The 23886-nt window shown below is 40.1% G+C and carries 22 protein-coding genes; 18 read left to right on the top strand and 4 right to left on the bottom strand.

Annotation, left to right across the window (positions count from 1 at the left end):
- Window positions 1-106 precede the first annotated feature (106 nt).
- The 4 genes from rpoE to KJR31_RS04585 all read left to right on the top strand — a co-directional run bounded on the left by rpoE (window position 107) and on the right by KJR31_RS04585 (window position 4854).
- Window positions 107-682 carry a DNA-directed RNA polymerase subunit delta gene (gene rpoE / locus KJR31_RS04600; RefSeq protein ID WP_006148015.1) on the top strand — a complete coding sequence of 192 codons (576 nt, stop codon included), beginning with the start codon at window positions 107-109 and terminating at the stop codon, window positions 680-682.
- 270 nt (window positions 683-952) lie between these two features.
- Entirely contained in the window at window positions 953-2560 is a 1608-nt protein-coding gene (locus tag KJR31_RS04595; RefSeq protein ID WP_214262286.1) for a CTP synthase, read from the top strand.
- Between the two features lie 99 nt (window positions 2561-2659).
- The gene (locus KJR31_RS04590) at window positions 2660-3613 is read left to right on the top strand and encodes a class I SAM-dependent methyltransferase (protein ID WP_214262285.1); all 954 of its coding nucleotides are present in this window, start codon (window positions 2660-2662) and stop codon (window positions 3611-3613) included.
- Between the two features lie 50 nt (window positions 3614-3663).
- Window positions 3664-4854 carry an acetate kinase gene (locus KJR31_RS04585; protein ID WP_214262284.1) on the top strand — a complete coding sequence of 397 codons (1191 nt, stop codon included), beginning with the start codon at window positions 3664-3666 and terminating at the stop codon, window positions 4852-4854.
- Window positions 4855-4914: 60 nt separating this feature from the next.
- Here KJR31_RS04585 and birA read toward each other — a convergent pair whose 3' ends face one another.
- On the bottom strand, window positions 4915-5850 hold the full coding sequence (gene birA / locus KJR31_RS04580; protein WP_214262283.1) for a bifunctional biotin--[acetyl-CoA-carboxylase] ligase/biotin operon repressor BirA: 936 nt from the start codon (window positions 5848-5850) through the stop codon (window positions 4915-4917).
- Window positions 5851-6062: 212 nt separating this feature from the next.
- On the opposite strand from birA, the gene KJR31_RS04575 reads away from it, so the two are divergent.
- Window positions 6063-7253 (top strand): O-antigen ligase family protein, encoded by a 1191-nt coding sequence (locus KJR31_RS04575; protein ID WP_214262282.1) that lies wholly within the window; start codon window positions 6063-6065, stop codon window positions 7251-7253.
- Window positions 7254-7449: 196 nt separating this feature from the next.
- Here the strand turns inward: KJR31_RS04575 and KJR31_RS04570 are convergent, their stop codons facing one another.
- Window positions 7450-7998, bottom strand: coding sequence for an NADPH-dependent FMN reductase (locus KJR31_RS04570; RefSeq protein WP_214262281.1), 549 nt, complete (start codon window positions 7996-7998; stop codon window positions 7450-7452).
- Window positions 7999-8268: 270 nt separating this feature from the next.
- On the opposite strand from KJR31_RS04570, the gene KJR31_RS04565 reads away from it, so the two are divergent.
- From KJR31_RS04565 to KJR31_RS04545, 5 genes are all read left to right on the top strand, one after another.
- Window positions 8269-8757 carry a DUF5590 domain-containing protein gene (locus tag KJR31_RS04565; RefSeq protein ID WP_214262280.1) on the top strand — a complete coding sequence of 163 codons (489 nt, stop codon included), beginning with the start codon at window positions 8269-8271 and terminating at the stop codon, window positions 8755-8757.
- Complete coding sequence (locus tag KJR31_RS04560) at window positions 8754-9932, top strand: pyridoxal phosphate-dependent aminotransferase (protein WP_214262279.1); 1179 nt, start codon at window positions 8754-8756, stop codon at window positions 9930-9932. Before KJR31_RS04565 ends, KJR31_RS04560 begins: the two co-directional genes overlap by 4 nt.
- A 150-nt stretch (window positions 9933-10082) precedes the next feature.
- A complete protein-coding gene (asnS, locus tag KJR31_RS04555; protein ID WP_434223050.1) occupies window positions 10083-11426 on the top strand; it encodes an asparagine--tRNA ligase in 1344 nt (447 codons plus the stop codon).
- 271 nt (window positions 11427-11697) lie between these two features.
- Entirely contained in the window at window positions 11698-12897 is a 1200-nt protein-coding gene (locus KJR31_RS04550; protein ID WP_214262277.1) for an MFS transporter, read from the top strand.
- A gap of 67 nt (window positions 12898-12964) precedes the next feature.
- The gene (locus KJR31_RS04545; protein ID WP_214262276.1) at window positions 12965-13732 is read left to right on the top strand and encodes an epoxyqueuosine reductase QueH; all 768 of its coding nucleotides are present in this window, start codon (window positions 12965-12967) and stop codon (window positions 13730-13732) included.
- Window positions 13733-13811: 79 nt separating this feature from the next.
- Here the strand turns inward: KJR31_RS04545 and ntdP are convergent, their stop codons facing one another.
- Window positions 13812-14345 (bottom strand): nucleoside tri-diphosphate phosphatase, encoded by a 534-nt coding sequence (ntdP, locus tag KJR31_RS04540; RefSeq protein ID WP_004252157.1) that lies wholly within the window; start codon window positions 14343-14345, stop codon window positions 13812-13814.
- Window positions 14346-14433: 88 nt separating this feature from the next.
- A complete protein-coding gene (gene recX / locus KJR31_RS04535) occupies window positions 14434-15210 on the bottom strand; it encodes a recombination regulator RecX (RefSeq protein ID WP_214262275.1) in 777 nt (258 codons plus the stop codon).
- A 37-nt stretch (window positions 15211-15247) separates the two neighbouring features.
- On the opposite strand from recX, the gene rlmD reads away from it, so the two are divergent.
- The 8 genes from rlmD to clpX all read left to right on the top strand — a co-directional run bounded on the left by rlmD (window position 15248) and on the right by clpX (window position 23880).
- The gene (rlmD, locus tag KJR31_RS04530) at window positions 15248-16615 is read left to right on the top strand and encodes a 23S rRNA (uracil(1939)-C(5))-methyltransferase RlmD (RefSeq protein ID WP_214262274.1); all 1368 of its coding nucleotides are present in this window, start codon (window positions 15248-15250) and stop codon (window positions 16613-16615) included.
- Window positions 16616-16732: 117 nt separating this feature from the next.
- Window positions 16733-17491 carry a triose-phosphate isomerase gene (gene tpiA / locus KJR31_RS04525; RefSeq protein ID WP_006150433.1) on the top strand — a complete coding sequence of 253 codons (759 nt, stop codon included), beginning with the start codon at window positions 16733-16735 and terminating at the stop codon, window positions 17489-17491.
- A gap of 124 nt (window positions 17492-17615) precedes the next feature.
- Window positions 17616-19352, top strand: coding sequence for an ABC transporter ATP-binding protein (locus tag KJR31_RS04520; RefSeq protein WP_214262273.1), 1737 nt, complete (start codon window positions 17616-17618; stop codon window positions 19350-19352).
- 10 nt (window positions 19353-19362) lie between these two features.
- Window positions 19363-21144, top strand: coding sequence for an ABC transporter ATP-binding protein (locus KJR31_RS04515; RefSeq protein WP_214262272.1), 1782 nt, complete (start codon window positions 19363-19365; stop codon window positions 21142-21144).
- A gap of 149 nt (window positions 21145-21293) precedes the next feature.
- The gene (locus KJR31_RS04510; protein ID WP_214262271.1) at window positions 21294-21812 is read left to right on the top strand and encodes a Dps family protein; all 519 of its coding nucleotides are present in this window, start codon (window positions 21294-21296) and stop codon (window positions 21810-21812) included.
- A gap of 127 nt (window positions 21813-21939) precedes the next feature.
- Window positions 21940-22446, top strand: coding sequence for a dihydrofolate reductase (locus KJR31_RS04505; protein ID WP_214262270.1), 507 nt, complete (start codon window positions 21940-21942; stop codon window positions 22444-22446).
- The gene (locus tag KJR31_RS04500; RefSeq protein WP_214262269.1) at window positions 22446-22616 is read left to right on the top strand and encodes a hypothetical protein; all 171 of its coding nucleotides are present in this window, start codon (window positions 22446-22448) and stop codon (window positions 22614-22616) included. Before KJR31_RS04505 ends, KJR31_RS04500 begins: the two co-directional genes overlap by 1 nt.
- A 31-nt stretch (window positions 22617-22647) precedes the next feature.
- Entirely contained in the window at window positions 22648-23880 is a 1233-nt protein-coding gene (gene clpX / locus KJR31_RS04495) for an ATP-dependent Clp protease ATP-binding subunit ClpX (RefSeq protein WP_214262268.1), read from the top strand.
- Window positions 23881-23886: the final 6 nt, after the last annotated feature.

Genomic DNA, 23886 nt, shown 5'->3' with positions numbered 1-23886 from the left:
ACCTTTGACTAATAAAGAAAATTATCGTACAATAAAGAGTACATGATAAAATGAGACCAGAGTTTGTATGCTTTGGCGTTAGTAGTAAAAAATGAGGAGAAACACTTTGGAATTAGAAGTATTTGCTGGGCAAGAAAAAAGTGAACTATCTATGATTGAGGTGGCTCGTGCCATCTTGGAACAACGTGGTCGCGATCACGAGATGCATTTTAGCGATTTAGTTAATGAAATCCAAAACTATCTTGGTACCTCTAATAGCGATATTCGCGAAGCCCTACCTTTGTTCTATACAGAGTTGAACTTTGATGGTAGCTTTATCTCTCTTGGAGATAACAAATGGGGCCTTCGTTCATGGTATGGAGTAGATGAAATTGACGAAGAAATCATTGCACTTGAAGAAAGTGACGATGAAGAAGTAGCACCTAAGGCTAAGAAAAAACGTGTTAATGCCTTTATGGACGGAGATACGGATGCCATTGATTATGGTGCAGATGATCCTGAAGACGAAGATGCCTACGAAGAAGATCCAGCTCTTTCTTACGATGATGAAAATCCAGACGATGAGAAGAACGAAGTAGAAGCCTACGACGCTGAAATCAACGAAATTGCACCAGACGATCTTGGGGAAGATGTCGATCTTGTTGAAGAAGACGACGAAGATTCTGAGGAAGAGGAAGAATAATATAAAACAACAAGGAAATTTCCTTGTTGTTTTTCTTTTCTGCAGGAGAACTCTAAATCTAGCAAAGAGTGATATTTGACAAATGAGTCAAATTGGGGTAAGATATTGTTCGGGCACCTCTTTTGGAGGTCGGAGCTCCCTAGTTGTTAGGGAGCTATTTTTGTTTTTCCAGGTAAATGATCATCCTGGATTGTAGTTATCGGTGAAGGTCTTGTTTCCTATCTCCCCTTCTAGTGAACAGGATCTTGAACATTTTAGAAAGAGGAATCTATGTCTACGAAATATATTTTTGTAACTGGTGGTGTTGTATCGTCTATTGGGAAAGGAATTGTTGCAGCGAGCCTAGGACGATTATTGAAAAACCGTGGTTTGAAAGTAACCATTCAAAAATTTGACCCTTATATCAATATCGACCCAGGAACCATGAGTCCTTACCAGCACGGAGAAGTCTTTGTAACAGATGATGGGGCCGAAACAGATTTGGATTTGGGTCACTATGAACGTTTTATCGACATCAACCTCAATAAATACTCAAACGTGACAACTGGTAAAATCTACAGCGAAGTTCTTCGTAAAGAACGCCGTGGAGAGTATTTGGGTGCCACTGTCCAAGTCATTCCTCATATTACTGATGCCTTGAAAGAAAAAATCAAGCGTGCTGCTCTAACGACTGACTCTGATGTCATTATTACAGAAGTTGGTGGAACAGTCGGGGATATTGAATCCCTTCCATTCTTAGAGGCGCTTCGTCAGATGAAGGCAGATGTCGGTGCAGATAATGTTATGTATATCCACACAACCTTGCTTCCTTACCTCAAGGCAGCTGGTGAAATGAAGACAAAACCAACTCAACACTCTGTCAAAGAATTACGTGGTTTGGGAATCCAGCCTAATATGTTGGTCATCCGTACTGAAAAGCCAGCTGGACAAGGAATTAAAAATAAACTAGCCCAGTTCTGTGATGTGGCACCAGAAGCAGTTATCGAGTCATTGGACGTGGATCATCTTTACCAAATCCCACTTAATCTGCAAGCACAAGGCATGGATCAAATTGTCTGCGACCATTTGAAAATTGATGCACCTGCAGCAGATATGACAGAGTGGTCAGCTATGGTTGACAAGGTTATGAATCTCAAAAAACAAGTCAAGATTGCTCTTGTTGGTAAATATGTCGAGTTGCAAGATGCCTATATCTCTGTTGTCGAGGCTTTGAAGCACTCTGGTTATGCTAATGATGCAGAAGTGAAAATCAATTGGATCAATGCGAACGATGTGACAGCTGACAATGTAGCGGAACTCCTCTCTGACGCTGATGGTATTATCGTACCAGGTGGTTTCGGTCAACGTGGGACAGAAGGTAAGATTGAAGCCATTCGCTATGCTCGTGAAAATGATGTACCGATGCTGGGAGTCTGCTTGGGAATGCAGTTAACCTGTATCGAGTTTGCCCGTCATGTTTTAGGACTTGAAGGAGCTAATTCCGCAGAGCTTGATTCTGATACCAAATATCCTATCATTGACATTATGAGAGATCAGATTGATGTTGAGGATATGGGTGGAACCCTTCGTTTAGGGCTTTATCCGTCTAAGCTAAAACGTGGCTCTAAGGCGGCTGCAGCTTATCATAATAAAGAAGTGGTGCAACGTCGTCACCGTCACCGTTATGAGTTTAATAATGCCTTTCGTGAGCAGTTTGAAGGTGCAGGCTTTGTCTTTTCAGGAGTGTCACCAGACAATCGCTTGGTCGAAATTGTTGAAATCCCAGAAAACAAATTCTTTGTGGCTTGTCAGTACCATCCAGAGCTTTCAAGTCGTCCAAATCGTCCAGAAGAACTCTACACTGCTTTTGTAACAGCAGCTGTTGAAAATAGTAAATAGAAATAAAAGAACCTTTGGGAGTCATCTCAGAGGTTTTTAATTTGTTTTCAGTATTATGAAAATCTGGAAAATCAGCTCTGAATTTGGTAAGATAAGATTATGGATTTTGAAAAAATTGAACAAGCATATACCTATTTACTAGAAAATGTCCAAATCATCCAAAACGATTTGGCAACAAGTTTTTATGACGCCTTAATTGAACAAAATGGGATTTATCTAGATGGGCAAACCAATCTAGAGCAAGTCAAAAAAAATAACCTGGCCCTAAAACGATTGGCACTTCGAAAGGAGGAGTGGTTACGGACCTATCAATTTTTGTTAATGAAGGCAGCGCAAACAGAACCTCTTCAAGCCAATCACCAGTTCACTCCGGATGTGGTTGGTCACTTGATAATTTTTTTGATTGAGGAACTTTGGCCTGAAGAAGAGCTAAGTCTATTAGAGTTGGGCTCTGGTATGGGAATCCTGGGTGCTAGCTTGTTGACAACTATGAACAAAAAAGTAGACTACCTAGGGATTGAGATTGATGATCTCTTAATTGATTTGGCTGCGAGTATGGCGGAAGTTATGGATCTTCAAATGGGCTTTGTCCAAGGAGATGCGGTACGTCCACAAGTATTAAAAGAAAGTGATATCATTGTGAGCGACCTTCCTATTGGCTACTACCCAGATAATCAGATAGCTTCGCGTTACCAAGTTGCAGCTGAGGGGGAACATACCTATGCCCATCATTTGTTAATGGAACAATCGCTCAAGTATCTCAGAACAGGAGGCTATGCGATTTTTCTAGCTCCTAGCAATCTCTTGACGAGTCCTCAGAGCGACCTCTTGAAATCGTGGTTAATTGACCAGGCTCAATTAGTAGCTATCATAGCTTTACCAGAGGACCTTTTCGCTCAAGGAGCCCAGTCTAAAACCATTTTTGTCCTACAAAAGAAGACGGGAGAAGGCTTTGAACCATTTGTTTATCCACTTACCAGTCTCCATGACCCTGAAATTTTGATGGAATTTAAGGAAAATTTTCAAAATTGGTGTCAAGGGCATGAAATCTAGTGTAAATTTTGATATAATAGTTGAAAACGCTTAAAAAGGGGAATAAATTTATGACAAAAACCATTGCAATTAACGCTGGAAGCTCTAGCTTGAAATGGCAACTGTACCAAATGCCAGAAGAAAAGGTACTTGCAAAAGGTTTGATTGAGCGAATCGGATTGAAGGACTCTGTGTCAACAGTTAAGTTTGATGGTCGTTCTGAAGAACAAGTTCTTGATATCGAAAACCACACCTTGGCTGTAAAAATCTTGCTTGATGACCTGATTCGTTTTGAAATTATTAAATCTTATGATGAAATTACTGGTGTTGGACACCGCGTTGTTGCAGGTGGAGAATACTTCAAAGAGTCTACAGTAGTTGAAGGCGATGTCTTAGAAAAAATTGAAGAACTAGGTCTTCTTGCACCATTGCACAACCCTGCAAACGCTGCGGGTATTCGTGCCTTCAAAGAATTGTTGCCAGATATTACAAGTGTAGCAGTCTTTGATACATCATTCCACACTACAATGCCAGAAAAAGCATACCGTTATCCATTACCAACGAAGTACTATACAGAAAATAAGGTTCGTAAATATGGAGCACACGGTACAAGCCACCAGTACGTAGCCCAAGAAGCAGCAAAAGTTTTGGGACGTCCACTCGAAGAATTGAAATTGATCACTTGCCATATCGGTAACGGTGCTTCTATCACAGCTGTCAAGGGAGGTCAATCAATTGATACTTCTATGGGATTCACTCCACTTGCTGGAGTTATGATGGGAACAAGAACTGGTGATATTGACCCAGCTATCATTCCTTACTTGATGGAGCATACAGAAGACTTCAAGACTCCAGAGGATATTAGCCGTATTCTAAACCGTGAATCTGGTCTTCAAGCCGTTTCAGGTTTATCGAGTGACATGCGTGATGTTCAAAATGGTGTGAAGGAAGGCAATCACGATGCTATCCTTGCCTTTGAAATGTATGTTGACCGTATTCAAAAATATATTGGACAATACGTAGCAGTTCTAAACGGAGCAGACGCCATCATCTTTACTGCAGGTGTTGGAGAAAACGCAACGCTCGTCCGTGAGAAAGTCATCAATGGAATCTCTTGGTTCGGATGTGATGTGGACCCAGAGAAGAATGTCTTTGGAGTAACTGGAGATATCTCTACAGATGCAGCAAAAATTCGTGTACTTGTTATCCCAACTGATGAAGAACTTGTCATTGCTCGTGACGTTGAACGTTTGAAAAAATAAACGATCAAAAAATCGACCTCTCTTTAGAGAAGGTCGATTTTTTAATATTTCAAAAACACTTCACCATTTACTAAGCGAAACTTCGCCACTATTGAGCCAGATTTTTTCACCAGTAGTTAATTCTATCTGTAGTTGGCCCTGATCAGAAATATCGCATGCTTTTCCTGAGATTGTCTGCTGATCTTTCTTAAAAGAAATTTCTTTTCCTAAAACAATAGAGCGTTTTTTATAGAGATAAAGCAGTTCGTCTACATCTGTTTCGTAGAAACATTTCCAGATTTCAGCAATCAGTTCGTTTCGAGTGATTGGACTGTGTTGAGAGAATAAACTTCCAGCTTTCCCTTGTAAATTTTTTGGGAATTTAGCGATAGAAAAGTTGATACCAACCCCAATAATAACATCTGTGACCAGTCCGGTTTCGACAGAAGTGATGGCCTCGGTTAGGATACCGGCTACTTTTTTCTGATTTAGGTAGAGATCGTTCACCCACTTGATATCTAAATCAATCAGACAAAGGTTTTTAACAGCCTTATAAATTGCAGCTGCAGTCAAGAGTGTATAGGCTGGTAAATCTAGATAAGAGAGATTTGGCTTGAGGTGGAGAGACATGTAAATCCCACCTTGTTCTGGAGAATAGTAGGGGCGTTGGAACCGACCACGTCCCATCGTTTGGCCTGTTGATAGGTAGAGTGTGTCTCCTTTGGCACCAGTTTCCATGGCCTCCTTGGCATCACTCTGGGTTGATTTGGTGATAGGTTTAAATTGAACTGAGATGGGGCTATTGGCTTCTATTTCTTGAGGTAAGATTAGGTCACCATGAAGAAGTTTGTAGCCACGGTTTTTGATGCTGTCAATTTCTAAACCTTCTTGTTGGAGGCGCTGAATAGCCTTCCAAACAGAGGTGCGAGAGAGGTTTAATGTCTCAGCAATTTTTTCTCCACTTAAATAATCTATTTCGTTAGCTAAGATTTTGTAGACTTCTTGATAGGATTTCATACTAGGCCCTTTCTGCAACAACTAGATTTATTGTACCATATTTTTAAAAAAGGATGCGTGCTTTGAGAGGTATCTTAGTCTACTATAAAAATTTTACCTAATTTTAGTTAGGATGCCATGGACAAAGTGGTTTTCAAATCATTTGAAAAATGGTAAAATGTTTTAATAGTTTATTTATCTGTGTTTTTTAGCGCAGAGAGAAAGGATCTGTTGTGAAATCAATAGGTATCATTGAAAAGTTGAAAGGCTTGTCCAAGCAAGAACTAGTCTTGTTAGGTGTTATTCTAAGTATTTTCCTGCCTTTTTATATTTTCGTCATCATTTTTATTGCCTACTTAATAGGTCTCATATTTACAGGAGAGATGAAGGGAATCTTAAAACGATTAACCCACCATTCTATCTTACTCTTATTTATTGGTTATAGTGGTGCTATCTCACTTTTAGCACAAAATGTGATGGGAATTGTTGCTACTTTAGGGATGTTCCTCTTTGCGATTTTCTTTTATTATTATCAAGCTCATTTAACACCTAAGTTTTTCAGATTAGTATTACAATCGGTTTTGTCGCTTAGTGTGCTAGCATCAGTTTTTGCAGCCTTGGAGCATTTTCAAATTGTAAAGAAATTTGATTATACTTTCTTATCACCTAAGATGCAGGTCTGGCATCAGAACCGTGCAGAAGTAGCTTTCTTTAATCCTAATTATTACGGAATAATCTGTTGCTTCTGTATCATGATTGGATTTTACTTAATTAGTACGACTAGATTGAGATGGTTGAGAATTTTCTCTCTCATTGCGATTTTTGCGAATTTGTTTGGCTTGAATTTCACTCAAAATAGAACAGCTTTTCCAGCCATTATCTTTGCTGCGATTATTTATCTTTTCACTACCATTAAGAACTGGCGTGCCTTATGGCTAAGTATCGGAGTCTTTGGTGTTGGTCTAGCCTTTCTCTTTTCGAGTGATTTGGGAGTTCGAATGGGAACGCTTGATTCGTCTATGGAAGAACGAGTGTCTATCTGGAATGCAGGTATGGCCTTATTCAAACAAAATCCGTTCTGGGGTGAAGGTCCACTAACTTACATGCATTCGTACCCCCGTATCTTTGCTCCTTATCATGAACATGCGCATAGTATCTATATCGATACGATATTGAGTTACGGTGTAGTAGGAACAGTATTATTAGGGATTGCTTCTTCAAATCCAATCCGTATGTTGATTGATATGAGTCAAGTACCAAGTAAACGACCTATCCTTGGACTTTATCTTTCATTTTTAACAGTAGTTGCTGTACATGGAATTTTTGACCTGGCCCTCTTCTGGATTCAATCAGCCTTTATCTTCCTTCTAGTGATGTGTAGTTTACCACTCAAACATAGTATGGTTTCAGAACTTGTTGATTAATAAAAAAGAGAGTGGGACAGAAATCGGTCATTCGTTAGAATTCGATTTCGTCGTCCCACCTCCGCACAGTTGAGTAGGGCTGTAAAAGCTGATGAAATCAGCGTAGTAGAGCCCACTCGACCACTGCGTCTTGCTCGACAATCCAAAGACAATTAAGAGGCTAGGACTTTTGTCCCAGCCTCTTTTTTTAATTCAATTATTGAATAGCCTGTACCAAGTCATCAGCTTGTTTTTCTATAGAAGCAGCGACGCTATCTTCAAGGACTAGTTTACCATCTGCCCAAGCAGAATCATTGACACGAGCTGCGGTAAAATCACCAACGACTTGTGTACGGATAAATGGTAGAAGGTCTTTGTAGATTGCAAAGAGTTGATCGTGTCCTGCATTTGCTACAGAAGATACAGTCACAATCTTATCTTGAAGAGCAGAAGTTCCACGAGTGTTAGACAAGTCAATGGCGCGTGAAAGCCAATCTAGCAAGTTTTTCACTGTTCCAGGAATTGAGAAGTTATAGACTGGAGAAAAAATCCAGATTGCATCAGCAGCTTGAACTGCTTCACGAGCTTCAGCGACAGCTGGAAGAGTTGGGACTTCAAGGTCTTGGCTAAATAGAGGAATGGCTGAGTAGTCAAGATAGCTAACCTCAGCTTTGCCTTCAAGAGCTTTTTCAGCTTCTAGTGCCATTTGATGGTTGAATGAACCTTCACGAAGTGAGCCAACGATAAATAATACTTTTTTAGACATAGGGAATCTCCTTTAAATGTTAATCTTTTTATCAGAATCAATCTGTTGTCACAATACATGTTACAACAAAGCAAAATCATTTGCAAGGGATATGCTCAGAAAATTTTAAATTAATAAAGTGTAAGATTAAATTTAAGAATTGAGAATGATGACAAATCTATAAAATAAAGGATGGGGGCTTAATATCACTATTCTAAGAATGTATCGAAGGTTAAGGATGACCTCCTTAATTCACTTGTAATTCACTAGGATAGATGGTAAAATAGACGAGTGAAAAAGAGACAGAAAAAAGAAAAAAATTCCCTATTATTTCAGTACATTATTGGTATCACTTTGTTAACTCTAGTCATCACTTCTTCCTTTCTTTATTTGGTATGGCTCAGCATGAAGCCTTATCAAACTGCAAAGGTTGAAGGAGAGAAACTAGCTAAGCAGTATGCAAATCTAGAAACGGTTAGCCAGATTGATATCTTCAATGGTTTAGAAAGCTATTATAGTGTTCTTGGCCAAGATAAGAACCAGAAACCAGTTGCTGTCTTAATAGAGAAAAGTAGCAACAATATTTACGTATATCAACTAGAAAACGGTACTTCTCAAGAAAAAGCAGAAGCAGTTGTCAGAGAAAAAGGAGCAACTGAAATCGACAAGATTACCTTCGGACGCTACGCTGAAAAGCCTGTCTGGGAAATCAAGTCCGGAGGAGACTATTATCTGGTAGATTTTGAATCTGGCGCCTTAGTCGAAAAGGAGAAACAATGAAACTATCCAAGCGTGTCTTAGAAATGGAAGAAAGTGTCACTCTGGCTAGTGATGCAAGAGCAAAGAAGTTAAAGGCTGAAGGAAAAGACGTCCTTTTCTTGACTTTAGGTCAGCCTGATTTTCATACACCTGAAAATATTCAGGATGCTGCTGTTGCAGCTATTCGAGATGGACGTGCTTCTTTCTATACGGTGGCTTCGGGTTTGCCTGAATTGAAAGCAGCGGTTAATACTTATTTTGAACGTTATTATGGTTATTCTGTGGCGGCAAACGAAGTCACTTTTGCTACAGGTGCCAAGTTCTCCCTTTATACTTTCTTTATGGCTGTGATTAATCCAGGTGATGAGGTAATCATTCCTACTCCTTACTGGGTTAGCTATGGGGATCAGGTTAAGATGGCAGAAGGTGTTCCAGTCTTTGTTCAAGCCAAGGAAGACAATCACTTTAAAGTAACTGTAGAGCAATTAGAAGCAGCTCGCACAGATAAGACCAAAGTCTTGGTTCTTAACTCACCCTCTAATCCTACCGGTATGATCTACTCTCGTGAGGAATTATTAGCCATTGGAAATTGGGCAGTTGAACATGATATTCTCATCCTGGCCGATGATATTTATGGTCGTTTGGTCTATAACGGGAATGAGTTCATCCCAATCTCTAGTCTATCAGAAGCGATTCGCAACCAAACCATTGTCATTAACGGGGTATCAAAAGCCTACGCAATGACAGGTTGGCGTGTAGGTTATGCAGTGGGTGATCCAGAAATCATTGCTGCTATGAGCAAATTGACTGGTCAAACAACTTCAAATTTGACAGCAGTGTCTCAATATGCAACGATTGAAGCGCTAACTGGACCTCAAGATTCTGTAGAAATCATGCGCCAAGCCTTTGAAGAGCGTTTGAATACTATCTATCCACTCTTGTGTGAAGTTCCTGGCTTTGAGGTTGTCAAACCACAAGGAGCTTTCTATCTCTTCCCAAATGTCAAAAAAGCCATGGAGATGAAAGGTTATACCGATGTAACAGCATTTACAACGGCCATCCTTGAAGAGGTGGGGCTAGCCTTGATAACAGGAGCTGGATTTGGAGCACCAGAAAATGTCCGCCTCAGCTATGCGACAGACTTGGAAACTCTTAAGGAAGCCATTCGTCGTTTGCACCAATTTATGGAAAAATAAGAAGCTTAACCTCTGTCTTAATAACGGAGGTTTTTGTAGCTAAAAACTTATGAATTTCTATCAAACTAGCTAGCTATCAGCCATTATTTGTGGTACAATAATGAGTAATAATGTCTTTGGACAAGTTAAACGAATAAAGGAAGATAAATGATGACAAAACGTGTAACAATTATCGAAGTAAAAGACTACGTTGGCCAAGAAGTGACTATCGGTGCTTGGGTTGCTAACAAGTCAGGAAAAGGGAAAATTGCTTTCTTGCAATTGCGTGATGGAACAGCCTTTTTCCAAGGTGTAGCTTTTAAACCAAACTTTATCGAAAAATTTGGAGAAGAAGTAGGTCTTGAAAAATTTGACACCATCAAACGCCTAAGCCAAGAAACTTCTGTTTTTGTGACAGGGATTGTTAAAGAAGACGAGCGTTCTAAATTTGGGTACGAGTTGGATATTACAGACATCGAAGTTATCGGTGAATCTCAAGATTACCCAATCACTCCAAAAGAACATGGAACAGATTTCTTGATGGATAACCGTCACTTGTGGTTGCGTTCTCGCAAACAAGTAGCAGTGATGCAAATCCGCAATGCTATCATCTATGCAACTTATGAGTTCTTTGATAAGAACGGCTTCATGAAGTTTGATAGCCCAATTCTTTCAGGAAATGCTGCAGAAGACTCTACAGAGCTTTTTGAAACAGACTACTTTGGAACACCAGCTTACTTGAGTCAGTCAGGACAGCTTTATCTTGAAGCAGGTGCCATGGCCCTTGGTCGTGTCTTCGACTTTGGCCCAGTATTCCGTGCAGAGAAATCAAAAACTCGCCGTCACTTGACTGAGTTCTGGATGATGGATGCGGAGTACTCATACTTGACACATGACGAGTCACTTGATTTGCAGGAAGCTTATGTTAAAGCTTTGCTCCAAGGCGTTCTAGATCGTGCTCCTCAAGCTTTGGAAACCTTGGAACGTGATACAGAACTCTTGAAACGCTACATTACAGAGCCATTCAAACGCATCACTTACGATCAAGCGATTGATCTTTTGCAAGAGCATGAAAATGATGAAGATGCGGACTACGAACATCTCGAGCATGGAGATGATTTCGGTTCCCCACACGAAACTTGGATTTCAAACCACTTTGGCGTACCTACTTTCGTCATGAACTACCCAGCAGCTATCAAGGCCTTCTACATGAAACCAGTACCTGGTAACCCAGATCGCGTGCTTTGTGCAGACTTGCTCGCACCAGAAGGTTACGGAGAAATCATCGGTGGTTCTATGCGTGAGGAAGACTACGACGCCCTTGTCGCTAAGATGGAATCACTTGGAATGGATCGTACAGAATACGAATTCTACCTTGATCTTCGTAAATATGGTACCGTACCACACGGTGGATTTGGTATCGGTATCGAGCGTATGGTAACCTTTGCAGCTGGCACTAAACACATCCGTGAAGCTATTCCATTCCCACGTATGTTGCACCGTATCAAACCTTAATAACTATGAGGCTGGGACAGAAGTCCTAGCCTCTCAATTGTTTTTGGATTGTCGAGCAAGACGCAGTGGTTGAGTGGGCTCTACTACGCTGATTTCATCAGCTTTTACAGCCATACTCAACTGTGCGGAGGTGGGACGACGAAATTGAATTCTAACGAATTACCGATTTCTGTCCCACTCTCACTTTAAATGAAAGAGGTGGAGAAAATGTAGGCAACTTTCAGTAAGTCTTTTAGAAACAGTCATACTACATATTGAAAGAGAGAAAACAATGTTTAAAAGAACTTACAAACGCAATATTCCACTCCTAGCAGGACTGGAATTTACATCTTATTTTGGAATTACCAGTTTTTGGATTTTATTTTTCATTCAGAATGGTCTTTCCTTGCTTCAAATCGGTCTATTAGAGAGTATCTTTCATGGGACAAGTCTCTTGTGTGAAATCCCATCTGGTATGTTGGCCGATCGATTTAGCTACAAGACCAATCTCTATTTGGCTCGCTTGGCTAGTATTGTATCCTCTATCTTGATTTTGTTTGGTCAGGGGAATTTTTGGATCTATGCTCTTGCCATGATGGTCAATGCTTGGTCCTACAATTTTGACTCGGGGACCAGTACGGCATTCTTATATGATTCAGCTGTTGAAGCAGGTCAGAAGGACCGTTATCTTCAGATTTCTAGCTTTTTGTCTGGTGTGGCAGAAGTCACTCGAACTCTAGGTACAGTTGTGGCAGGCTTCTTTATTCACGGAGCATTGGCCTGGACCTATCTGATTGCTATAGGATTTTCACTTCTTTCTATAATCTTGATTTATTTCATGAAAGAACCAATGGCTAAGAGAGAGAAAAATGAAGTCTTAACCTTTAAAAGGATTGTCCTGCAAGTCAGAAAAGAATGGCAGGAAAAACCAGTACTCTTTTACTGGATGCTGACTTATCAGCTAGTAGGGACACTCATGTGTATGTTTTACTTTTATTATCAGCAGAAAGTAAGTGACTTAGCAGGATGGCAGGTTTCACTGGTTATGCTGAGTGGTAGTGTGTTAAATCTTATAGCAGTTTATGTAGCTAGTCAAATCGGGAAAAAATGGAATAGCAATCAAGTTTTTCCGATGCTTGTTGCACTGACGGGCTTGGCCTTGTTGTTGGTGTTTTCTGGGACACCCTTTGCCTTTCTTCTCGTATATCTTTTAACTGATACACTTTATGCAGTTTATCAGCCAATCTACTTCAATGATTTACAAGGTTATTTACCTTCCAGTGTACGAGCGACCATGCTTAGTATTAATTCTATGTTCTTTAGTTTATCTATGATTGTCATTTTCCCATTGACAGGTTGGATGATTGATCGTTGGGGTCTTGTAGCTGTCTTTTTAGTTCTAGGCCTTATCCTGCTTTTAACCTCCCCTATCTTAATAATCAGTCTGACAAGGATGGGTAAGCTATTAGATAAGGACTTAAAAACTGAATAAAGCACGAAACCCTATTTGCTCAAAGTATCATCCTGTGGTACAATAGCAAGAGGAAAAGGAGAAGAGTATGATCGATGTAGAAGAAATTCTAAGCAAGATGAATCCCAATCAAAAGATCAACTATGACCGTGTCATGCAAAAGATGGTCCAAGTTTGGGAAAAAAATGAAGAAAGACCAACTATTCTCATGCACGTTTGTTGTGCTCCCTGCAGTACCTACACTTTAGAGTATTTGACCAAGTATGCGGATGTGACCATTTATTTTGCAAATTCAAATATCCATCCCAAGGCTGAGTATCACAAGCGTGCCTATGTAACCAAAAAGTTTGTCAGTGATTTTAATGAGCGAACAGGAAATAATGTTCAATACCTAGAAGCACCCTATGAACCCAACGAATACCGTAAACTGGTTCGAGGTTTGGAAGAAGAACCTGAAGGTGGGGACCGTTGCAAGGTTTGCTTTGACTATCGTTTGGACAAGACAGCTCAAGTAGCTATGGACTTGGGCTTTGACTACTTTGGCTCAGCACTAACGATCAGTCCCCATAAAAATTCACAAACCATCAATAGTATCGGGATAGATGTGCAGAAAATTTACACCACTCATTATCTTCCAAGTGACTTTAAGAAAAATCAAGGTTACAAACGTTCTGTAGAGATGTGTGAAGAATATGATATCTATCGTCAATGTTACTGTGGCTGTGTCTATGCCGCTCAAGCACAGAATATTGACTTGGTACAGGTCAAGAAGGAAGCAACAGCCTTTATGGTAGATAAGGATATCGAAAAAGACTATTCGCATATCAAGTTCACTGTTACAAAGTTAGATATTTAAAGGGAAACCTGCCTAATGTGGCAGGTTTTTTGCTTATAAAAAAACGAGGTCAGGATTTTGTTCCTGACCTCTGACAACTTTACCGATTCTTTAGTTCTACGTAGCGTTTGTACCAAATGTTGACATAGGCTTCTGAGAAGGGACCTCGTTCATTGTTGATCCAATCAACAAGAATCTTAACATGCTCTTTCAAAATATAATCTAAATCATCAGGATAATTCATCTTACGCTTGTGACGTTCATACTCTTCGACGTCCAAGAGGCGTTTCTCGCCATCTGTAAAAACTTTAACATCTAAATCATAATCGATGTATTTTAAAGCTTCTTCATCTAGATAATAAGGGCTAGCCATGTTGCAGTAGTAGGAAATCCCATTATCACGAATCATAGCGATGATATTAAACCAATATTTTTTGTGAAAGTAAACAATAGCCGGTTCTCGAGTCACCCAACGACGACCGTCACTTTCGGTAACAAGTGTGTGGTCGTTGACGCCGATAATAGCGTTCTCTGTTGTTTTTAGTACCATGGTGTCTCTCCAAGTACGGTGGAGACTCCCATCATGCTTATAACTTTGAATTGTAATAAAGTCGCCTTCTTTTGGAAGTTTCATAACTAACCAACTTTCTACAATTTATAAGTTTATCGTTTACTATTGTATCACATTTTTATTTAAAGTTCTTAGTTTTTTCATGAAAAAGTTAAAGATATTCTCTGAGAGCGCTGGCTATATCCGAAAAATCATAGCCTTTTCTTGCTAAAACTTGTGTCAAACGTTGTTTCAGTTCGTATCCTTCATACTTTCGTGAATATTTCCGATATTGCTTGTCCAACTCTTTAAAAATTAGTTCCTGAACGGTTTCCTCTTCTATCTGGATATCCAGTTGGTCAAAGGCTGTTTTAGCTTCCGAGTAGGAAAACCCTTTGTTGGTAAGATTTTGGATTATCTTATCTTGTAGAGCGCGAGCAGGTAATTTTCCCTGGTATTTTTTCAATAGTTTTTCAGCCGTACGCTCAGCGACTTCTGTCAGATCAAATTCTTGTAAGACTTCTTGGATAATGGATTTGGCAACACCCTTTTGAGAGATTTTCTGTATCAACATATAGCTTCCCTTGTCACCAGATAGCTGATTGGAGTTGATAATAGCATAGGCATACTGACGGTCATTGATCCAGTTATCATCCTTTAGTGACTGGATGACTTGGGGGATGATTTTTTCATCAATTTCATGTTTGATTAGATAATCTCGGACTTCCTTTTCGGTACGCGCCTTGAAAGATAAGTGGTAGAGGGCTAGGTTTTTTCCGTAGGAAAATTGTGCGAAGGTCTGAATCTCTGTAAACTCTTCGGGACTAATTTCCTTATCCTTGGTCAACAGAAAGCGAACAATGGTATCCTCTGTAATGTAGCAGGTTTGGTCGCTATCAAGTTCTAGCAGATAAAGTCGTTTTTTCTTTTCTAGTTTTGTGATTTTCATGTTTCTATTATAGCGCATTTTGTGATAAGATAGGGATATGAATTTAAAAGTCAAACAAAAAATTCCATTAAAAATCAAGCGCATGGGGATTAACGGGGAAGGTATCGGATTTTATCAGAAAACCCTCGTTTTTGTCCCAGGTGCTCTCAAGGGTGAAGATATCTATTGTCAGGTGACTTCTGTTAAGCGTAACTACGTTGAGGCTAAACTGCTTGAGGTCAATAAAAAATCTAAGTTTCGAGTGGTTCCAGACTGTACTATTTATAATGAGTGTGGAGGCTGTCAAATTATGCACCTACACTATGACAAGCAGTTGGAATTCAAGACAGATCTTCTCCATCAAGCACTGAAGAAATTTGCCCCTGCAGGTTATGAAAACTTTGAGATTAGACCAACTATTGGCATGCAGAAACCAAAATATTATCGGGCTAAACTACAATTTCAGACACGAAATTTTAAAGGTCAAGTCAAGGCAGGTTTGTATGCTCAGAATTCCCATTATTTGGTCGAGTTAAAGGACTGTCTTGTTCAAGACAAGGAGACGCAAGCAATTGCTAATCGCATCGCTGAACTCTTGACTTACCATCAAATTCCGATTACGGATGAACGGAAAATCCTTGGGGTTCGGACCATCATGGTTCGTCGAGCACGGAAAACTGGGCAAGTCCAGATTATCATTGTGACCAATCGTCAATTGAATCTGACTCAATTTGTGAAAGACCTAGTCAAGGATTATCCTGAAGTAGTGACTGTCGCAGTCAATACCAATACTGCTAAAACTAGTGAGATTTATGGGAATAAGACAGAGATTATTTGGGGGCAGGATAGTATACGCGAGGGTGTATTAGACTATGAGTTTTCTCTTTCACCTCGAGCTTTCTATCAGCTCAATCCTGAACAGACGGAGATTCTATATAGTGAAGCCGTTAAGGCCTTGGCCGTGACTGAGGACGACCATCTGATCGATGCCTATTGTGGTGTTGGGACCATTGGTTTCGCTTTTGCTAAAAAAGTTAAAAGTTTGAGAGGGATGGATATTATTCCAGAAGCCATTGAGGATGCCAAAGAAAATGCTAAGCGCATGGGTTATACCAATACTCATTATGAAGCAGGGACTGCAGAAGAAGTTATCCCTCGTTGGTACAAGGAAGGCTATCGCGCCGATGCTTTGATAGTAGACCCGCCGCGTACTGGTTTAGATGATAAGCTCTTGGATACCATCGTCAAATACGCTCCTGAAAAGATGGTTTATGTATCCTGTAATGTGTCTACCTTGGCGCGTGATTTAGTCCGTTTGCTAGAGGTTTATGACCTGCATTATATCCAGTCCGTTGACATGTTTCCCCACACGGCTAGAACAGAAGCAGTGGTCAAATTAACGAGGCGTAAGTCAGCTTCCAAATAGAAAGAATAACTGGAAAGTTTTTGAAAAGAAGACTTTTAGTTACAGAGTAAGATTTGCAAGCTCCCTCTATTTATGATAAAATAAGTAGAAAATAAAATGAAAAAAGAGGTATGTGAAATGTCACGTAAACCATTTATCGCTGGTAACTGGAAAATGAACAAAAACCCAGAAGAAGCAAAAGCATTCGTTGAAGCTGTAGCATCAAAACTTCCTTCATCAGACCTTGTTGAAGCAGGTATCGCAGCTCCTGCAGTTGACTTGACAACTGTTCTTGCTGCTGCTAAAGGTTCAAACCTTAAAGTTGCTGCTCAAAACTGCTACTTTGAAAATGCAGGTGCTTTCACAGGTGAAACTAGCCCACAAGTTTTGAAAGAAATCGGTACTGACTACGTTGTTATCGGTCACTCAGAACGTCGTGACTACTTCCACGAAACAGACGAAGACATCAACAAAAAAGCAAAAGCAATCTTTGCGAACGGTATGCTTCCAATCATCTGTTGTGGTGAAAGCCTTGAAACTTACGAAGCTGGTAAAGCAGCAGAATTCGTAGGTGCTCAAGTTTCAGCTGCTCTTGCTGGATTGACTGCAGAACAAGTCGCTTCAACAGTTATCGCATACGAACCAATCTGGGCTATCGGTACTGGTAAATCAGCTTCACAAGACGACGCACAAAAAATGTGTAAAGTTGTTCGTGACGTTGTAGCTGCTGACTTCGGTCAAGAAGTAGCTGACAAAGTACGTGTTCAATACGGTGGTTCAGTAAAACCTGAAAATGTTGCTGAATACATGGCTTGTCCAGACGTTGATGGAGCTCTTGTTGGTGGTGCATCACTTGACCCAGAAAGCTTCTTGGCATTGCTTGACTTTGTAAAATAAGCCTCAAATATCTGAGACAGACAGTTTCCTCACTCGAGATTATGACTGCCTGTCTTCTTTTTGGTAAAATGGCGTGCGAAAGCACGCTCTTTTCTACGTTTCAATAGAAAAAGAAAGGAGAATTATGCTTTATATTTGGTCATATCTCAAGCGTTATCCCAAATGGCTAGTTTTAGACTTCCTAGGAGCTATTTTCTTTGTTATTGTCAATCTGGGTCTACCGACTGTTCTGGCCCGCATGATTGACCAGGGAATCAACCAAGGAGACAAGGATAAGCTCTATTTTTGGGCTATCATCATGTTGGTTATTATTGTCCTGGGAACATGTGGGCGGATTGTTCTAGCCTACGCTGCTAGTAAACTGACCACCAATATGGTTAAGGACATGCGAAATGATGTTTATGCTAAATTACAAGAGTATTCTCATCACGAATATGAACAAATCGGTGTATCTTCACTAGTTACTCGTATTACTAGTGATGCCTTTGTACTCATGCAGTTTGCAGAACAAACGCTTAAGTTGGGTGTTATCACACCCATGATGATGCTGTCAAGTATTCTCATGATTTTCTTGACGAGTCCTTCACTGGCCTGGATTGTAGCTTTTTCCGTACCTTTTCTAGCTGTTGTTGTCATTTATGTGGCGGTAAAAACGCGCCCCTTATCTGAAAAACAACAAAAAACACTGGACAAGATTAATCAGTATGTCCGTGAAAATTTGATGGGTTTGAGAGTGATTCGTGCCTTTGCTCGTGAAGACTTCCAAGAAAAACGTTTTGAAGAGAAAAATGCAATCTATGCGGATAATTCGAATCGCTTGTTTAAATTAACTGGTTTGACGGAACCGCTTTTTGTGCAAATTATTATTGCCATGATTGTGGCTATCGTTTGGTTTGCCCTTGATCCACTGAAGCATGGAAATTTGCAGATTGGGGATTTGGTTGCCTTTATCGAGTATAGTTTCCACGCTCTCTTATCCTTCCTCTTCTTGTCAAACCTCTTTACCATGTATCCACGTACGGCTGTATCTAGTGAGCGTTTGAAGGCAATCATGGACATGCCCATTTCCATTGATCCAAATGAGGATGGAATTCAAGAAACAGAAACTCATGGATATCTAGAATTTGATAATGTGACCTTTGCCTATCCTGGGGAAACAGAAAGCCCTGTTTTGCATAATATTTCCTTCACTGCTAAACCGGGAGAAACCATTGCATTTATCGGTTCAACTGGGTCAGGTAAGTCTACTCTAGTTCAATTGATTCCTCGTTTCTACGATGTTACGCTAGGGAAAATCAAGGTCGATGGTGTTGATGTCCGGGATTACCGTCTCAAATCACTCCGTCAGAAGATTGGATTTATTCCACAAAAGGCCTTGCTTTTTACTGGGACTATCGCAGACAATCTCCGTTACGGGAAAGAGGATGCCAGTCATGAGGACTTGCACCAAGCAGCAGATGTGGCCCAAGCCAAAGACTTTATCGAAAGTCGAGAAGAAGGTTTTGCGACGCATCTGGCAGAAGGCGGAAGCAACCTATCAGGTGGTCAGAAACAACGTTTGTCGATTGCACGAGCAGTCATCAAGGGTCCAGATATCTATATCTTTGATGATTCTTTCTCAGCCTTGGACTACCGTACAGATGCTATTTTGCGCCGTCGTCTCAAGGAAGTGACACAAGATGCTACGGTATTGATTGTTGCTCAACGTGTTGGAACTATCATGGATGCTGACCAGATTATCGTCCTTGATAAGGGTGAAATTGTTGGTCGTGGGCGTCATGAAGAATTGATGGAAACCAATGACATTTATCGAGAAATTGCTGAGTCGCAGTTGAAAAATGCGTCTCTAACAGAAGAATAGGAGGTAAAGGATGAAACAACAATCTAGTCTAGCTCGTCTATGGAGCTATTTAAAAGCCTACCGTTTTTCTGTTTTCTTTGCAGTTTTCTTGAAAATAGTCAGCGTCATTATGAGTGTTATCGAGCCATTCGTATTGGGGCTTGCTATCACTGAGTTAACCAGCAACCTCCTTGCCATGGCAAATGGTGTTGCAGGAGCGGGTATCAATACCAGCTATATCGCAGTAATTCTAGTGATTTATCTCCTGCGTGGTCTTCTCTATGAGTTGGGGTCATATTATTCAAACTACTTTATGACCAATGCGGTGCAGTCCATGATACAGGATTTGCGAAATGAAATGAGTGAAAAAATCAATCGTATTCCTGTGTCCTACTTTGATAAGCATCAGTTTGGAGATTTGTTAGGTCGTTTTACAAGTGACGTTGAAACTGTTTCGAACGCTCTACAACAATCTTTCTTACAGATTGTCAATGCAGTCTTTACCATTCTTTTTGTTATGGGAATGGTGCTCTATCTAAATATTCAGTTGGCCATCATTGTTATCTTGTCAATTCCGATAACTTATTTTGGGGCTAAAACAATTCTGAATCGTTCGCAACCATACTTTAAACAGCAGGCAGCCATTCTAGGACGTATGAATGGATTTGTACAGGAAAACTTGACAGGTTTCAATGTTCTAAAACTTTTCGGACGCGAAGAAAACTCTCAAGAGAGATTTGAGAAGATTACGGATGAATTGCAACAGGTTGGATTCAAGGCGAGCTTTATTTCAGGATTGATGATGCCTGCCTTACATATTGTATCTGACTTAACTTATCTGATAGTCGCTGTCCTAGGAGGATTGCAGGTAATCGCAGGACGCTTAACCATTGGTAATATGCAAGCTTTCGTTCAGTATGTGTGGCAGGTTAGTCAACCAATCCAAAATATCACTCAATTAGCGGGACAAATGCAAAGTGCTAAATCTTCGCTTGACCGCGTCTTTGAAGTTTTGGATGAACAGGAAGAAGTCCAAACCGCTGAACTGAAAGAACTAGCACCATTGACAGGTCAAGTTAGTTTCAAAAATGTCGATTTCCAATATGTGGAAAACAAACCATTGATTCGCAATTTTAATTTAGATGTTGAACCTGGAGAGATGGTAGCTATCGTTGGACCTACTGGAGCAGGGAAAACAACCTTGATTAACCTTCTCATGCGTTTTTACGATGTGACAGCTGGTGCCATTTTAGTGGATGGCCAAGATATTCGTGACTTGTCTCGTCAGGACTATCGTCGACAGTTTGGTATGGTCCTACAGGATGCCTGGCTCTATGAAGGCAGTATCAAGGAAAATCTTCGCTTTGGAAATCTTGAGGCAACAGATGACGAAATCGTTGAAGCAGCTAAGGCTGCCAATGTAGACCACTTTATCCGCACTCTTCCTGGCGGTTATAACATGGAAATGAACCAAGAATCAAGTAATATTTCTCTTGGTCAGAAACAGCTTTTAACCATTGCGCGTGCCCTCTTGGCAGATCCAAAAATTCTAATCCTTGATGAAGCGACATCATCAGTTGACACCCGTTTAGAACTCTTGATTCAAAAAGCTATGAAGCGTTTGATGAAGGGAAGAACAAGCTTTGTCATTGCACATCGACTTTCTACGATACAAGAAGCTGATAAGATATTGGTACTTAAAGATGGGCAGATTATCGAACAAGGAAATCATGAAAGTCTTTTAAACGCAAAAGGTTTCTATTATGACCTTTATCAAAGCCAATTTTCGAATAAAAACGGAGAAAATAGCTAGGATAAATAGCCACTCATTTTCTTAAATTATCAGTCAATTACAACTTTTTTAATATGGGTTAATTTTCTTGCTTTTGTCTACTAGGTGTAGTATACTGAGGTAGTAATCAATAAATATGGTTACAAAAATAATATTATGAGGTGAGAAAAATGGTTGAATTGAAAAAAGATGCATTAAAAGATGTAACAACATTATCTAAGACAGCTCCTGAAGCGCTAGTAAAAACAAAGGAAGTCTTGAATCAAGCCGTGGCTGACTTGTACGTAGCGCATATCGCTCTTCATCAAGTTCACTGGTACATGCGTGGACGTGGTTTTATGGTATGGCATCCTAAGATGGATGAATACATGGATAGCCTTGATGGTTACCTTGATGAAATCAGCGAACGCTTGATCACTCTTGGTGGCAAACCTTACTCTACTTTGACAGAATTCCTTCAACACAGTGAAATCGAAGAAGGAGCTGGAGAGTTCCGTAACGTAGAAGAAAGTTTGGAACGTGTCCTTGAAATTTATCGTTACCTTATCACTCTTTTCCAAAAAGCATTGGATGTAACAGATGAAGAAGGTGATGATGTAACCAATGATATCTTCGTTGGTGCTAAAGCTGACCTTGAAAAAACAGTCTGGATGCTTGCAGCAGAATTAGGACAAGCACCTGGTTTGTAAGATACAGTATTTTTCTAAAAATCCGTAGAAGTTTTCTACGGATTTTTTCTATTTCGGAGGGCGTTCCAAAACAGTCTTTTTTGAAGATTTTTGATAAAATAGAACTATCAATGAAAAGGATGAAAGCATGACAAAAAAAATCGTAGCCATCTGGGCTCAAGATGAAAAGGGTGTAATCGGAAAAGAGGATCGCTTACCATGGCATTTACCTGCAGAGTTAAAGCATTTTAAAGAAACAACCTTGAATCATGCCATTTTGATGGGGCGTGTCACCTTTGATGGAATGGGACGACGTTTACTTCCAGGACGTGAAACCCTGATTTTGACGCGTAATCCTGAAGAAATAATCGATGGCGCTCTGGTTTTCCAAAATGTTGAGCAGGTTTTAGACTGGTACCATCATCAGGATAAAAATCTCTATATCCTTGGTGGCAAGCAAATTTTTCAGCTTTTTGAACCTTACTTAGATGAGATTATTGTGACACAAATTCATGCTCAAGTTGAAGGGGATACTTATTTCCCGGAAGATTTTGACTTGACTGTTTTTGAGACTCTTGCAAGCAAATCTTATAGCAAAGATGAGAAAAATGCCTATGATTTCACCATCGAATATAGAAAGAGAAAGGAAGTCTAATGGAGCGCAGTATTTTTGGATTTTTTACAGCTCTTTTGTGTGCTGTCTGTCTTATAGCTGGAACACACGCTTTTCGTAAAAAGCGCTTTGGACTTGCTACTCTACTTTGGCTTAATGCTTTTACAAACCTGGTGAATAGCATTCATGCTTTTTATATGACCTTATTTTAGATAGAAAAATCATTTAGAACGGAAGGGAATCATGCCTACAAATAGGAAAAATGATATGATGGTTTATTGCTCATTTTGTGGCAAAAGCCAAGAAGAAGTTAAAAAAATAATCGCTGGGAATAATGCCTTTATCTGTAATGAATGTGTAGAGTTGGCCCAGGAAATTATTCGCGAGGAGTTGGCTGAGGAAGTTTTGGCAGACTTGTCTGAGGTACCAAAACCAATCGAACTCTTAAACATCTTGAACCACTATGTGATTGGTCAAGATCGTGCCAAACGTGCTCTGGCAGTGGCTGTATATAACCACTACAAACGCATCAATTTCCATGACACTCGCGAAGATCATGAAGATGTTGACTTGCAAAAATCAAACATTCTAATGATTGGCCCAACTGGCTCAGGGAAGACTTTCCTTGCTCAAACTCTCGCTAAAAGTTTGAATGTACCATTTGCTATTGCGGATGCAACAGCTCTTACTGAAGCTGGTTATGTGGGTGAAGACGTTGAAAATATCCTCCTCAAACTCTTGCAGGCAGCTGACTTTAACATTGAACGAGCAGAGCGTGGAATTATCTACGTAGACGAAATCGATAAGATTGCTAAGAAGAGCGAAAATGTTTCCATTACACGTGATGTTTCTGGTGAAGGTGTGCAACAAGCCCTCCTCAAGATTATCGAAGGTACAGTAGCAAGTGTTCCTCCACAAGGTGGACGTAAACATCCACAACAAGAAATGATTCAAGTAGATACCAAGAATATCCTCTTCATCGTGGGTGGTGCCTTTGATGGAATCGAAGAAATTGTCAAACAGCGTCTTGGTGAAAAAGTTATCGGTTTCGGACAAAATAACAAGGCTATTGACGAAAACAGTTCTTACATGCAAGAAATCATTGCAGAAGATATTCAGAAATTCGGTATTATTCCTGAATTAATTGGACGTTTGCCTGTTTTTGCAGCCTTGGAGCAGTTGACAGTAGATGACTTAGTTCGCATCTTGAAGGAACCAAGAAATGCCTTGGTCAAACAATACCAGACCTTGCTTTCATATGACGATGTTGAGCTTGAATTTGACGATGAAGCCCTTCAAGAGATTGCTAACAAAGCCATCGAACGTAAAACGGGTGCGCGTGGTCTTCGCTCAATTATCGAAGAAACCATGCTAGACGTTATGTTTGAGGTTCCAAGTCAAGAAAATGTGAAAGCTGTTCGTATCACAAAAGAAGCAGTTGACGGAACAGCTAAACCAATCCTAGAGACAGCCTAGAGGTGA

The organism is Streptococcus infantis, from assembly GCF_018499575.1.
In the GTDB taxonomy this organism is placed as follows: Bacteria; Bacillota; Bacilli; order Lactobacillales; family Streptococcaceae; genus Streptococcus; species Streptococcus infantis_K.
Note: the sequence above shows the minus strand (reverse complement) of the source record. Positions and strands in the feature narration are given on the sequence as shown.